This is a genomic window from Aerococcus sp. Group 2 (genome assembly GCF_905125285.1).
GTDB classification, from domain to species: Bacteria; Bacillota; Bacilli; order Lactobacillales; family Aerococcaceae; genus Aerococcus; species Aerococcus urinae_E.
Genome location: NZ_CAJHPA010000009.1, coordinates 1 through 13,663, shown reverse-complemented (window position 1 = coordinate 13,663; position 13,663 = coordinate 1). Strand labels below are relative to the sequence as shown.

At 45.0% G+C, this 13,663-nt stretch carries 16 protein-coding genes and 1 other annotated feature; all 16 genes read right to left on the bottom strand.

Annotated features, from left to right (window positions below; genetic code table 11):
* Positions 1-465: 465 nt before the first annotated feature.
* Positions 466-1,446 (bottom strand): LacI family DNA-binding transcriptional regulator, encoded by a 981-nt coding sequence (locus tag JFU01_RS08815; protein ID WP_195856683.1) that lies wholly within the window; start codon positions 1,444-1,446, stop codon positions 466-468.
* 643 nt (positions 1,447-2,089) lie between these two features.
* Positions 2,090-2,461, bottom strand: coding sequence for a 50S ribosomal protein L7/L12 (rplL, locus tag JFU01_RS08810; RefSeq protein ID WP_013669121.1), 372 nt, complete (start codon positions 2,459-2,461; stop codon positions 2,090-2,092).
* A gap of 68 nt (positions 2,462-2,529) precedes the next feature.
* A complete protein-coding gene (gene rplJ / locus JFU01_RS08805) occupies positions 2,530-3,048 on the bottom strand; it encodes a 50S ribosomal protein L10 (RefSeq protein ID WP_064293510.1) in 519 nt (172 codons plus the stop codon).
* 37 nt (positions 3,049-3,085) lie between these two features.
* Positions 3,086-3,225 (bottom strand) — a sequence feature (ribosomal protein L10 leader region).
* A 354-nt stretch (positions 3,226-3,579) separates the two neighbouring features.
* The gene (gene rplA / locus JFU01_RS08800) at positions 3,580-4,281 is read right to left on the bottom strand and encodes a 50S ribosomal protein L1 (protein ID WP_195856682.1); all 702 of its coding nucleotides are present in this window, start codon (positions 4,279-4,281) and stop codon (positions 3,580-3,582) included.
* 108 nt (positions 4,282-4,389) lie between these two features.
* Positions 4,390-4,815 (bottom strand): 50S ribosomal protein L11, encoded by a 426-nt coding sequence (gene rplK / locus JFU01_RS08795; protein ID WP_013669514.1) that lies wholly within the window; start codon positions 4,813-4,815, stop codon positions 4,390-4,392.
* Positions 4,816-4,956: 141 nt separating this feature from the next.
* Entirely contained in the window at positions 4,957-5,235 is a 279-nt protein-coding gene (locus JFU01_RS08790) for a hypothetical protein (RefSeq protein WP_195856681.1), read from the bottom strand.
* A gap of 32 nt (positions 5,236-5,267) precedes the next feature.
* Positions 5,268-5,828: a transcription termination/antitermination protein NusG gene (nusG, locus tag JFU01_RS08785; RefSeq protein ID WP_060778764.1), complete on the bottom strand. Its 561-nt coding sequence runs from the start codon at positions 5,826-5,828 to the stop codon at positions 5,268-5,270.
* 126 nt (positions 5,829-5,954) lie between these two features.
* A complete protein-coding gene (secE, locus tag JFU01_RS08780; protein WP_013669091.1) occupies positions 5,955-6,119 on the bottom strand; it encodes a preprotein translocase subunit SecE in 165 nt (54 codons plus the stop codon).
* 22 nt (positions 6,120-6,141) lie between these two features.
* Complete coding sequence (gene rpmG / locus JFU01_RS08775; RefSeq protein ID WP_060785005.1) at positions 6,142-6,294, bottom strand: 50S ribosomal protein L33; 153 nt, start codon at positions 6,292-6,294, stop codon at positions 6,142-6,144.
* A gap of 87 nt (positions 6,295-6,381) precedes the next feature.
* Complete coding sequence (locus tag JFU01_RS08770; RefSeq protein WP_230086973.1) at positions 6,382-6,987, bottom strand: sigma-70 family RNA polymerase sigma factor; 606 nt, start codon at positions 6,985-6,987, stop codon at positions 6,382-6,384.
* 21 nt (positions 6,988-7,008) lie between these two features.
* Positions 7,009-7,545, bottom strand: a complete 537-nt coding sequence (locus JFU01_RS08765; RefSeq protein ID WP_013669408.1) for an NYN domain-containing protein — start codon at positions 7,543-7,545, stop codon at positions 7,009-7,011.
* Between the two features lie 25 nt (positions 7,546-7,570).
* Complete coding sequence (rlmB, locus tag JFU01_RS08760) at positions 7,571-8,332, bottom strand: 23S rRNA (guanosine(2251)-2'-O)-methyltransferase RlmB (protein WP_195856679.1); 762 nt, start codon at positions 8,330-8,332, stop codon at positions 7,571-7,573.
* On the bottom strand, positions 8,322-8,726 hold the full coding sequence (locus JFU01_RS08755) for a Mini-ribonuclease 3 (protein ID WP_195856678.1): 405 nt from the start codon (positions 8,724-8,726) through the stop codon (positions 8,322-8,324). The genes rlmB and JFU01_RS08755 overlap by 11 nt, the downstream gene beginning before the upstream one ends.
* The gene (gene cysS / locus JFU01_RS08750; RefSeq protein ID WP_195856677.1) at positions 8,726-10,141 is read right to left on the bottom strand and encodes a cysteine--tRNA ligase; all 1,416 of its coding nucleotides are present in this window, start codon (positions 10,139-10,141) and stop codon (positions 8,726-8,728) included. Before cysS ends, JFU01_RS08755 begins: the two co-directional genes overlap by 1 nt.
* A gap of 544 nt (positions 10,142-10,685) precedes the next feature.
* On the bottom strand, positions 10,686-11,516 hold the full coding sequence (nadE, locus tag JFU01_RS08745) for an ammonia-dependent NAD(+) synthetase (RefSeq protein WP_195856676.1): 831 nt from the start codon (positions 11,514-11,516) through the stop codon (positions 10,686-10,688).
* Between the two features lie 45 nt (positions 11,517-11,561).
* Positions 11,562-13,046 carry a nicotinate phosphoribosyltransferase gene (locus JFU01_RS08740; RefSeq protein WP_195856675.1) on the bottom strand — a complete coding sequence of 495 codons (1,485 nt, stop codon included), beginning with the start codon at positions 13,044-13,046 and terminating at the stop codon, positions 11,562-11,564.
* Positions 13,047-13,663 lie beyond the last annotated feature (617 nt).

Below are 13,663 nucleotides of genomic sequence, written 5' to 3'. Positions count from 1 at the left end.
CAAAAGTCAAACTTCTAAATAATACCGCATATATTTAGTAATTTTATATTGATTTACACTTGACTAATCGTAGGAAAGAGGGTGTGACAAAAGTCAAAAGAGCCCTGAAGAGCTACGCATACTATATCTGTAACTCGCTTGCGCTTCGAACAGCTATAGCAACTGGAACAAACTATGGAAGATAGGCGCAAGCCTATCGCACATAGTTCGTAGTTGGGTTCGACTTGGCAGACTTGGAGCGATTTCACAAGTCAGAAACAAGCGAATGCTTCGCTTTTATTCTGACTTGCTCCAATCATCCAAGTCTAGTTGCCAAGTCTCACACCCTGTGTGAAGTGGACGTCAGGGCTGACTTTTGGAACACGTTTTGATTAGATAGTTCGTATTTTGAAAAGAGTCTGAGACTTTTGTCCCAAACTTAAGTTTTCATTCTTAAATTTTTTTGTCTAAAAAGTTGTTTTCCCATTAAACCGAGGACCGTAAAGAAATATGGGAAGGGATAGCTTGGTAACCAGCTTTCAGGATTTTTTGAGACTCAATAGCTTGGAGTAAGTTTTCCGCTAGGGCTGCCCCGATCCTTTCCGTAGGTTGTTCAATACTGGTAATCCCCGGGCCAATCATATCGGTCATGTGCCAGTCGTCAAAGCCCGTCACCCCCACCTCTTGGGGGACCTGGAAGTGTCCTTGCTTCAATATACGCAAGACTTCAATCATCACCCGGCCATTATTGCAGAAAAAGAGCGTTTTTTGTTGACCAGCAGCATCTAGGATTGCTTCCTGCCAGTTTTTTTGCCCTACTTCAATTAATTGAACGGGAGCAGGAGCACAAGCCGTAACGACAGCCTGATAGCGGTCTTGGCGGGTAGAGACCGGAGCCAGAACTTCACTCACCACTACAAAGGACTGGTAGTCGGCCAGATTCACCTGGTCAAAGAGCCGGCTTATAACCGCTTCATTATCGGTGCCAATGGTTAACCACTGGCTAGGATAGGTTTTCCGGTCAGCCAGGATGAGAGGGAGCTGCATGTCTTCAATAAACTGGTAATTATCACTAGTGATGGCCGCTGGTTGAAGAATAATCCCGTCGACATTTTGGTCAATTAGGCGTTCCAGATATTGGTTTTCCAAGTCGACCTCCCCTAAGGAATCCAAGATGATCATCTGCCACTTGGCCTGGTTGAAGACCTGGCTCATCCCCTTGAGCAATAAGGAAGCGTACATATTAGAAATATCGGCAATGACCACACCAATTAAATAAGAGCGCTTAGACTTGAGCGCCTGGGCTTGACGGCTGGGTCGGTAGTCGAGCTCTTCAATGACGGCTTTTATCCGCTTTTTGGTAGCGGGCGACATTTTATGATATTTCTTATTCAGATAGCGCGACACCGTGGTCTTAGACACTCCGGCTTGGTCGGCTACTTCTTGGATGGTCACGCGTTTATTCATTACTAATCCCTTTCCCATTTAGTCCTATCTATTATAGCAGACCTAGAGGGGATTTTTTGAAAGATAATATGCTTTTTCATCGCCCTTCAAGGAGCTTATTAGCCATGCTGATGACAATTCCCCAGTAAATAAAAAGAGCTTAAGACAAAACATCTTAAACTCTTTGAGTTATGAATATATCTAAAACGTGTTCCAGTCACACTCTAATAAAAAAAGAGCTGTAACTGATGTTACAACCCTTTTCATCTAAAACCTGTTCCAGTCACAGGACGAACGTCCACTTCAAAAACTGGCAACGCTCAGCCTAGTTGAGCTCGGACGCCAGCCTTGAAGTCACTTCAGAAAATTCCAACGCACAGTTCCAGTTGAGTTCGGAAGGGGGAGGGGATGTCCTTTCAGAAAAGTTGAACGGTCAGCTTACTGACCTTTTCATCTTTTCCTCCAAGGAATCTCCCTCCCTGATCCTTCCTCACATCCTTTTATCTGTGCTTATGGTATTTTCTTCCAGTTGCTATAGCTGTTCGAAGCGTTAGCGAGTTACAGATATAGTATGCGTAGCGTTTTCGTCCTTTAGCGTGACTGTCACACTCTAATAAAAAAAGAGCTGTAACTGATGTTACAACCCTTTTCATCATTAGAATGATTATTTAAGTTCAGCTTTACCGCCGGCTTCTTCGATAGCAGCTTTAAGAGCTTCGGCTTCTTCTTTAGGAAGACCTTCTTTAACAACTGCTGGAGCGCCGTCAACTAAGTCTTTAGCTTCTTTCAAGCCTAAACCTGTTGCTTCACGAACAGCTTTGATCACTTTGATCTTAGCTGCGCCTGCTTCGGTTAATTCAACGTCGAATTCAGTTTTTTCTTCAGCTGCTGCTTCACCAGCACCTGCACCTGCAACTGCTACAGGAGCTGCAGCAGAAACGCCGAATTCTTCTTCAATTGCTGATACTAAGTCAGCTAATTCTAAGATTGTTGCTTCTTTTAAGTCAGCAATAATTTGTTCAATATTTAAAGCCATCTTTAAATTCCTCCATTTATTTAAGTGATTTTTTTGGGATTCTACATCATTAAGCTAAAAGCCACTGATTATTCAGCTGCTTCAGCTGGAGCATCTTCTTCCATCTTGTCTTGTACTGCTTTAACAGCATAAGCCACGTTGCGGACTGGTGCTTGCAATACAGAAAGTAACATAGATAGTAAACCGTCGCGGCTTGGTAAGGAAGCAATCTTGTGGATTTCTTCTTTAGACATGATCTTACCATCGATAACCCCACCCTTAAGTGATAGGGCATCAGCATCCTTAGCAAAGTTTGCTAAGATACGTGCTGGTGCAACAGCATCTTCAGCACTGAAAGCCACAGCAGTAGGTCCTTGGAAGACTTCTTCATGGTATTCAATACCAGCTTGGTCTAAAGCACGACGCATCATGGTATTCTTAATTACTTTGAAGAAAACATCTTCGTCACGTAATTGTTTACGCAACTCAGTAACCTCAGAAACTGTAAGACCTAAATAGTCAACTACCACGAAGGAAATTGAATTATTAATACGTTCAACAATTGCATCAACTTCTTGTTGTTTTTTAGCAATAGCTTGTTCACTCACTCAGTTTCACCTCCGATAAAATAAGATAGAGTTTTTTATAAGTAATAAAAAACTCCATGTCCCCAAAAGACACAGAGATTATGCAGACACTATAAGGCTTATAGTGTTATTATCTCCCTCGGTTAGAAATTAAGGCCCAGAGCCACTAACTGTCTTCGGTTCGCTTTGATTTAAATAATCAACATTAAATATAATACTCAAATCACTTGAACTTGTCAACACTTCTTTTGAAAAAATATCGACCTAAATGTAAATCGTTATGAGCATCCGCTCTGCTTTTGAAATGTGGTCGTTGAAAAGCCATGGCACCAGTTCGGGCCAAGGTCCCTCACTTAGCGAGCTTCAAACGGCTAGTACGGCTGATGCCTACTATCCGGTAATTCACATCGCTTGCTTATTCATGGCTAACGGCCCATTTCAAAGCGCCACTCCTGCTCATAATGATTTACCAAGTACATTTTGTTTTAAGACTAATTGTAAGCAAAAAAAGAGACCGTGATTTTTACCACAGTCCTTTCTTTATTCATTGAATTAGATGTCTTCACCGATTGAGCTTGGGTCCACTTGGATACCAGGTCCCATGGTGGTGGTGATGACTAAGTTTCTGATGTAACGACCCTTAGCTGCAGCTGGTTTTTCACGAACTAAGGTTTCATGAATAGCCTTGAAGTTTTCAAGTAAGTCTTCAGTGCTGAAGGAAACTTTACCAATTAAGGTATGAACGTTCCCACCGTTGTCAGCACGGTATTCAATTTGACCAGCTTTGATGTCGTTAACCGCTTTAGTCACATCTTGGGTAACGGTACCAGTTTTAGGGTTAGGCATTAAACCTTTAGGCCCTAATACCCGACCTAAACGACCGATTTTACCCATCATGTCTGGGGTTGCTACAACAACGTCGAAGTCCATCCAACCATCGTTGATTTTTTGAACTAAGTCGTCGTCGCCAACATAATCAGCACCTGCGTCTTTAGCTTCTTGCGCTTTTTCACCTTGAGCAAAGACTAAAACAGTTTGGCTCTTACCGGTTCCTTTAGGTAGAACCATAGCCCCACGGATTTGTTGGTCGTTTTTCTTCACTTCAATCCCTAAACGGTAAGATACTTCAAAGGAAGCATCAAAATTAGCGAAGTCAATGTCTTTTAATAATTCGATAGCCTCTTTGGCATCGTATTTCTTATTCGCATCGATTTTTTCGTATGCTGCTTTTAATTTCTTAGATTGTTTTGCCATTTTATTTCATTCCTCCTATGTGGTTTTAACGGATAGTCCTCCCACTCATAACACCGTATTAGGCGTTATGGCGATTGACTGAGCGATCTAGACAACGTTTGCTAGGAATTAGCCTTCTACAACGATTCCCATTGAACGTGCAGTACCTTCAATCAAACGCATAGCAGCTTCAACGTCGGCTGCGTTAAGATCTTGCATTTTGGTTTCTGCAATTTCACGTACTTGATCTTTTGTTACGGTAGCGACTTTGTTCTTGTTAGGTTCGCCGGAACCTTTTTCCACATTAGCGGCTTTCTTCAATAAGTCTGCTGCTGGTGGGGTCTTGGTAACAAAAGTAAATGAACGGTCTTCATAAACAGTAATCACAACAGGAATAACGTATCCTTGTTGTTCTTGAGTTTTAGCGTTAAATTCTTTACAGAATCCCATAATGTTAATACCCGCTTGACCTAATGCAGGACCAACAGGTGGTGCAGGACTTGCTTGCCCAGCAGGGATTTGTAATTTAACAACTGAGTCTACTTTTTTAGCCACGAAACATTCCTCCTTAGTTCTTGTCCGTGTTGTGGTTTAGTGGAGTTTAAAGATTTCTCCTCCCACAGTTGTAGCGTCTTCTAAGAGGACGTACACAATTTATTATTAAAGCACAAAGCAACACACTTTGCAAGTGATATTTTATCTTTTCTCCATTTGCTCACTACGGTAGCGGTATCGGTAATTATAGTAGGCACTATAGGCCATCCCAAACAGGAGGGCTAAGGGAAGGACAGTCAGCCAGGAGAGCGAGGCCACAAAGAGATTCCAGCCGCTCACTAATACTTGGCCCAGTCCGGCTCCCAGCAAGGTCCAGAAGATACAAGGCAGGATGGCGCCCGCTTTGACCTTGTGGTTGAGCACTTGACCCAAGAGGCTGCCGATAAGAACTGCCAATAAAAATAGCCATAACCAGGCCATGTCCTACTCCTCCCCTCGTCAATGCCCTAGACTTAGGCGTCTAGTTTATCTACTTGGTCGAAGTCCACTTCAGCAATGGTTTCCCGACCAAACATTTCAATGGTTAATTTAAGTTTTTGGTGTTCTTCGTCGATTTCTTCAATCCGACCCTCTAAACCAAGGAAGGCCCCATCGATAACTTCCACCACTTCGCCATCTTCAAAGCTAATATCGCGTTTAGGCGCAGAGATACCTTGAGAACGTAAGAGGCGGTGCACTTCATCTGGAAGTAGGGGGACGGGCTTAGACCCTTGACCGTGAGAACCGAGGAAACCGGTCACGTTAGGGGTATTGCGGACCACAAACCAGGCTTCGTCACTCATAATCATTTCTACGAAGACATAGCCTGGGAAGGTTTGGGTCTTCACTACTTTTTCTTGGCCTGATTTGGTTTTTTGTAATTTTTCTTCTTCTGGAACGACCACACGGAAGATATATTCTTCCATATCCATAGAAGTAATCCGGCTTTCCAAGTTTTCTTTGACTTTATTTTCGTATCCTGAATAGGTATGCAGGACATACCATTGTTTTTGTGGTTCAATTTCAGTCGCCATAAGTCTCTCCTTTTTATCCTAAATGAAAAAACCTTCCGCTAGGGAAAGGTCCTTGTTTACTTGCTGTTATTATACCACACTCACAAAGAGAGGCAAGCGCCCCGTAAGCCCAGCTAAGGGTCTTCTTTAGAGTTGGATATAGAGGTTAAATAATTGGGTTACGATCTCATCAGTGAGCCCTAAGAAGAAGGCCATGATGATAATGGTAACGATAACGATAGCGGTGTCGCGACGTAATTCACGTCCGCTCGGCCAGGTGACCTTTTTTAGTTCTTTAAATGCGTTAATCATATGCTCTCCTCAATAACTAATCCTACTTGGTTTCCTTATGCAAGGTGTGCTTGTTACAAAAGCGACAGTACTTCTTCACTTCAAGTCGCTCAGTCCGGGCGGTGTTATTACTCTTAATGGTGTAATTACGAGACCCACACTCCGAACAAGCTAAAATGATTTTATTGGATGCCATAGTCAAGCTCCTTTTCTCTTCCATCTTAAACATGGTAACGACTTTAAGTAGTAAAGTCAACTTTTTCTTAGGAAAAGTGCCCGCCAGTTAATCCTCTTCAGCCTGGTGACGGCGCCACTTAGCCCGCAAGCGGTAATAGGCATGTCTCACCTGCTTGGTTGACACTCCTAATTCTTGGGCCAAGGTCTCATCACTTTTTTGGGCCAGGTGACCATTTAAGACCGCCCTTTCTAAGGGAGACAGGGTCAGCTGGTAAGTTTGGTAGCTTTCCTTCAATAGATAGGCCTGGTCCGGACTGGAATAATGCCGTTGGGGAATCTGGTTAAGGAAGGCAGGTCCCCCGTCCTCACAGACGATTCCGTCATAGTAGACCCTTTTGGTCTTGGGGAGGCGTTTTTTGGAAGCTTGTTTACGCATTTGGTCAATGATCCGACTTTCAATTCGTCGCCCTAAGGCAGAGAAAAGACTATAGCTGTAGCCCAGGGCCTGGAAGTCCTGGCAGACTTCATAGAGACTGATGGCCGCTAATTGAAAATAGTCATCCACATCTTCAATATGGCCGTAATACTTACGCAAAAAGAAATAAACGGTTGAACGATGGCGCTCATATAACACTTCAAAGGCCTGGTCATCGCGGCCTTCCACTAACAAATGAATTAAATCTTGATTTTCCATTTCCTCATAGGAAAGCATTTCTTCCACGGTATCACTCCATTACTCCTCACTCTGACTGAGATCATCCAGCAGGTTCTTGAGCGTTTGTAATTGGTGATAGGTCCACGGATTCCGCCTTTGGTAATTTAAGGCGAGCCGGTCGTGATTCTTTTCGCCCCGGCGGATATTTTTTTCGGTTTGCTGAACATTCTTCAAGAGTTCCAGGGCGGATTGGCGAATCGCTCCCTGTTGAAAAACCAGCCGCTGTTCAGCCAGGTCCGAGGTGGCGACCGTAACATTGGTTAAGACGCCTACCTGGCGCTGGATCATGGCTTCAATGTAGGAGTCTGCCGTCTGCCCTTCAGCAGTAAAGACCACATTCAAGCGGTACTTCTTATAGGACTTGGAGAGTCCGGGGACAAACATGGCATCAAAAACTACCCAGCATGCCAAGGCATGGTAAGCCGCATAATTAGACAAGCGCTGTAGCAATTGGTCGCGGGCGCCTTCAATGTCGTCTTGGCCCTTGAGTTTAACCAATTCCGGCCAAGCTCCGATCATATTATAGCCATCCACAATAAGTACTTCCCTGCGCATATATCTTTTCACCACCTAGACATTCTTAAGGAGTCTGCCGCCGTTCCCCATAGACTTCATACATGACTAAAGCCGCCGCCACACTGGCATTCAAGCTCTGAACATGGCCCTGCATAGGAATGGTTAGGACCCCATCTAAGGACTTTTTGACCCGGGGAGAAATCCCCTTCTCTTCGTTACCAATGACTACGGCGATCGGTAAGCTGGCATCCATGTCCCAATAGTCCTGGCCTTCCATGTCGGTTCCAAAGACCCAAAGGCCCCTTTCCTTTAACTCTTCAATGGTTTGGGTCATGTTGGTTACCCGGGCTACCGGCACATATTCAATGGCCCCAGTCGAAATCTTAGCCACGGTCGGGGTTACCCCAGCTGCCCGGTGCTTAGGAATAATAATTCCATGTGCCCCACAGGCATCCGCCGTCCGTAAAATACTGCCCAGGTTATGGGGGTCCATAATCCCGTCCAAGAGGATAAAGAAAGGATCTTCCCCGCGGTCTTCAGCCACTTGGAATAGGTCATCCACACTGTAATACTGGTAGGCTGCCACTTCTAAAACAAAACCTTGGTGGTTAGCCCCTTGAGTTAGCTGGTCCAAGTCACGCTTGGACCGGTAACTGATGGGAATCTGGCGGTCCTTCAAGCCCTTTTCGATTGCTTGATGGCGTTTAGAATGTTGGCCTTCTTGCAGGTAGGCTTGGTAGATTTCTTGTGAGCTTTCCAAAGCGGCTTGGACCGCATGGTAGCCCAAGACGAAATCCTTTGGCGATTTTTTTGACTTAGGACTCATCCTTATCCTCCTCTAAGTATGCAAAGCTGGCTTGGCTCAAGGCCTGGAAGCGGTCGGTATCCACCAGGTATAAGTAACCCATTAAAGCTTCCAAACCCGTCGCTAGCCGGTAGGAATGGATATCTGCGTTTTTAGCCGAGCTGTGGCTTTGACTATTACGTCCCCGCTTAAAAATGCCCACTTCCACTTCGGTTAAAAGCTGACTATCCAGCAAGTGCTTGACCAGTTTGGCTTGGGCCTTGGCACTGACAAAGTGGGTGGCCCGCTCATGGAGATCATGGGGGCGGGTAAGTCCACTAGCCACTAAATGGGTCCGTACCTGGATTTCCCAGGCGGCGTCTCCCAAGTAAGCCAGGGTCAGGCCGCTTAATTGTTTGACTGCTTTTTTATCCATTATTTACTTCTTCTCCAACGGGTTCCTTGAGGGGTATCATCCAAGATGATCCCTTGGTCAAGTAACTCTTGGCGGATGGCATCACTGCGGTCATAGTCCTTATCCAAGCGGGCTTGGTCTCTTTCTTCAATGAGGGCTTGGACTTCACTATCCAGGATAGTGGCATCTTGAAATTCAATTCCGATAATGGCTAACCATTGACCAAGTTGTTGGTCATAGGCCTTAAGAACTGCTTGGGAAACTTGGGGAGCTTCCATATAGATATTAATCCGTTTGAGGGCTTCATAAATCACGGTTAAGGCGTTAGGAACATTGAAATCATCATCCATAACTTGGATAAAATGTTCATCCAGGGCCTGTAATTCACCTAATTGTTTCTCATCATCTGCTAGACTTTCCTTAGCATCTTGTAAACGATAGTTGATATTGTCATGGGCCGTTTGCAAGCGTTCCAAGTTTCTTTGGGCTTCTTCCAAGTTGCTGTGGCTGAACTTGACCGGAGCCCGGTAGTGGGCACTGGCTAGGAAGAAACGCACGATGGTCGGGTCGACTTCCTTCAAGAGGTCGTGAGCGAGGACAAAGTTACCTAGGGACTTACTCATCTTTTCCCCGTCATCACCCATAGTCACAAAGCCGTTATGTAACCAGTAGTTCACAAAGGTTTTGCCGGTCCGGGCTTCCGATTGGGCCCGTTCATTTTCATGGTGAGGAAAGACTAAGTCTGCGCCGCCACCGTGAATATCCAAGGTATCGGCTAGGTAACGGGTAGACATGACTGAGCATTCAATATGCCAGCCGGGCCGTCCTGCCCCCCAAGGGGAATCCCAGGAAGGTTCGCCGGCCTTAGCCGCCTTCCAGAGGGCAAAGTCCACGCTATCCTCTTTCTTCCCTTGTTCATCGGCACTCACACGCTCGCTGGCACCGCTTCTTAAGTCATCAATGGATTGGTCACTCAATTTGCCGTAAGAAGAAAAACTCCGAGCCCGGTAATAGACATCTCCGTCCACCACATAGGCATAGTCCTTATCCACCAGGTCTTGGACAAATTCAATAATAGCGTCAATATTTTCCAGAACCCGGGGATTGAGGGTCGCCCGTTTGACATTGAGCTTGTCAATGTCTTCATAGTAGGCCGCAATGTACTTATCGGCAACTTCACGGCTAGTGATGCCCTCTTCCTGGCCGCGTTTAATAATTTTATCGTCAACGTCGGTGAAGTTAGAGACAAAGTTCACTTCATAGCCGCGGTATTCTAAGTAGCGACGGATCACGTCAAAGGCCACAATACTGCGGGCATTACCGATGTGAATATAGTTGTAGACAGTCGGTCCACACACATACATATTCACCTTACCTTCGTTAATGGGGTGAAATTCTTCTTTGGATTTGGTTAAGGTATTGTAAACTGTTAACATTTTGAAAATCCCTTCAGCAATAAATTCAATAGTTCAAATAGAATCTTAGGATCATTTTACCATTGATTGCCGCTTTTTAACAATCTCTCCTTAATACGCCGTGACCGTGGGCATCCTCCTCTCCCTGGATCATTCTTTTTAGCAGGGAATAAATAAGATTCTCACTGCCCCTTCATTAAAGCTAATCCCCCAAGAAACTGTCAACCAAGCCCTTGTTTCCAGGCTTTTTCACTCTAAAATTAGCCATCATTTTCAGCGATAAAAATTCCCTTCTTTGCAATACAAGATGCCCTGAGTTTCTCTTGATCAGCCCTGATTAAAAAGGCATATCTTTTTCAAGAAATGAAAACGATCTCATGAGAATCAGCTAAGAGGAAATTAAAGTTCCTCTCGGCTTGGCTATAAATAAAGGAAATTATCCACTTAACTATCATTTTTAGAGGAGAAAGTTCGATTAATAAAAAATAAAGCGAAAGACAAATCAAGCCAGGCCAAGAAAAAAGGCCCTGACCTTAGTCAGCAGCCTCTTCCATTCTTTATCCAATTATTCCCGCCACCAGGTGTCATAAAGGTTAATGGGAAGGTGGCGTTTATGTTGAGATTTTTGATACCAGTTTTCGATGGTATGAGCGTCTTGGTCACTGACGTCTTGACCTTCCAGATAATCATCAATGGCTTGGTAGGAAACCCCCAAAGCCTCCTCATCCGGCAATTGGGGCCGGTCATCTTCTAAGTCAGCGGTGGGCACCTTGTCATAGAGGTGGGGTGGACAATTCAGGGCCTTGAGTAACTGCTTGCCTTGGCGCTTGTTTAAGCGCCAGAGGGGAACAATGTCAGAGGCTCCGTCACCAAACTTGGTATAAAAACCGGTCACGGCTTCAGCAGCATGGTCAGTTCCTACCACGACCCCACTGCATTGGCCGGCGATAGCGTATTGGACCACCATCCGTTGCCGGGCCTTAATATTCCCCTTGTTGAAGTCGGAGAGCTCCAACCCCGCTTCCGCTAAGGCGGTCACTTGTTGGTCAACCGCCCCTTTAATATTGACATTCAGAACCTGGTCAGGCTGGATAAAAGCCAAGGCATCCTTGACATCTTGGGCATCGGACTGTTGGCCATAAGGCAGGGTGACCGCAATAAACTGATAAGCTTGGTCCTGGGTTGCTTGGCGGATTTCTTCAATGGCCATTTGGCACAACTTCCCCGCCAAGGTGGAGTCCTGCCCCCCACTGATCCCTAGCACTAAAGTTTTCAGAAAGGGATAGCGGTTGAGGTAGTCAGTAATAAAGGTCAGACTGCGCTCGATTTCATAATCACTGTCGATACTCGGCGCCACTTTTAAGGCTTGGATAATCTCTGCTTGTTGTTGTCGCATAGTCTTATTCTCCTCATCTTCCTGCTTCAATCGGCGCTGGTCAAACTAATCTGCATTGACTTGGTTCTTCTTGGCCCCAGCCTTGACCCGTTCATGGATGGCGTGGATACTATCCATCTTCAAGTCATAGAGTTCTTGTGACAAGTCAACTGGGTAAGCTTCGGGGTTGAGGATCCGTTTGTATTCGTCCCAAAGCGCTGCTAAGCTTTCTTCAGCATAGGCCTTGACTTCTTCTAGAGCTGGCAGGTCATAGACCCGTTTCCCATCTTGGTAGATGGTTTGAAGGAGTGGACGGGCAGAAAAGTCTTCGACGGTCTTATTAATATAAGTATAGGTAGGATGGAACATGTAGAGGGGTTGACTGGTATCAAGCTCTTCATCTTCAACCGTCACATAGTCACCCTCAGACTTACCATCCAGGTTATTGGTGATCCGCCAAATTTGTTTCTTACCTGGAGTGGTTACCTTTTCTGGAGAAGAGGAAAGTTTCATGGTTGGCACCAAGTCACCCTTTTCGTCTTCAATCGCACATAACTTATAAACCCCACCTAAGGAAGCTTGGTCATAAGCCGTGATCAACTTGGTCCCGACACCCCAAGAATCGACCTTAGCCCCTTGCATTTTGAGGTTAAGGATAGTTTTTTCATCCAGGTCGTTGGAAGCCACGATAATAGCATCCGGATAGCCAGCTTCATCCAGCATCTTACGGACGCGTTTGGAGAGGTAAGTAATGTCCCCGCTATCGATACGGACACCAACAAAGTTGATTTTATCACCCATTTCCCGAGCTACTCGAATGGCATTGGGAACCCCTGAATTCAAGACGTCATAGGTATCGACTAAGAAGACGCAATTCTTGTGAGACTCCGCATAGTGTTTAAAGGCCTCATAGTCAGACCGGTAGGCTTGGACCATAGCATGAGCATGGGTTCCTGAAACGGGCACGCCAAGAATCTTCCCAGCCCGGACATTGGAAGTCGAATCAAACCCACCGATATAAGCAGCCCGCGCCCCCCAAATAGAGGCATCGAGTTCATGGGCCCGGCGCGCACCAAATTCAGCCAAGGCGTCATTGCCACACACGTTCCGAATCCGAGAAGCCTTGGTAGCAATCAAGGTTTGGAAGTTAATAATATTCAAGAGGGCAGTTTCAATGAGCTGACAGTCAGCCAAACTTCCTTCAACTTGGAGCAGGGGCTCATTGGCAAAGCAGACCTCTCCTTCCACCATGGAACGGATGGTTCCGTTAAATTGGAAGTTGGCTAAATAGTCCAAGAATTCTTCCGGATAATTTTGGGTTTCACGCAGGTAGGCAATATCCGTTTCGTTAAACTTTAAGTTATCCAGGTATTGGGTCAAGTGCTCCAAACCAGCAAAGATGGCATAACCGTTTTCAAAGGGGTTATTACGGAAATACATTTCAAAGACGCAACGTTGGTCAGCATTTCCCGCTTCCCAGTAGGTCTTCATCATATTAATTTCATAAAGGTCAGTGTGTAAGGCCAGACTATCATCTGGATAGATTGTCATTTTTTTCACTCCACATTCTCTTAAATTTGCTTCAACATAGCGTTATTTGAGTGTTTCTATTATACCATTTTACCAGCCAAAGCCATAGATTTAACCCCAATTGTAACATAAATTAACGATCAGTAAGCCCTAGAGTGCGACAAGCGCAAAAAGAGGGGAGACCATTGGAAGAAGTTTGCAGTAAATCCTCAAAGAGGATTTACGAAGACTTCTGAAATGGAGCTCACCTCGCGCTTGGAGCAGGTTTGGATAGAGTGCAAGCTGACGACGAAAAGTGAAACGCTATGCATACTATATTTATACGTCGCTTTGATTCCTACAGCAGAATACGACAGTCATAAAAAAAGACTGGGAATTTCTCCCAGCCTGTTAAACAGATAAATATTTTTCTAAGAACATGCGCTTGTCACACTCTACCTAAACGTGTTCCAAGCGCAGAGCAAGCGTCCACTTCAGAAAAAGGCGACAAATTCTCTTTGAGAATTTTGACGCCTTTTTCTTCCAGTGGTCTTGCTCTTTAATGCGCTTGTCACACTCTCATTCCTACGATTAGTCAAGTGTAAATCAATATAAAATTACTAAATATATGCGGTATTATTTAGAAGTTTGACTTTTGA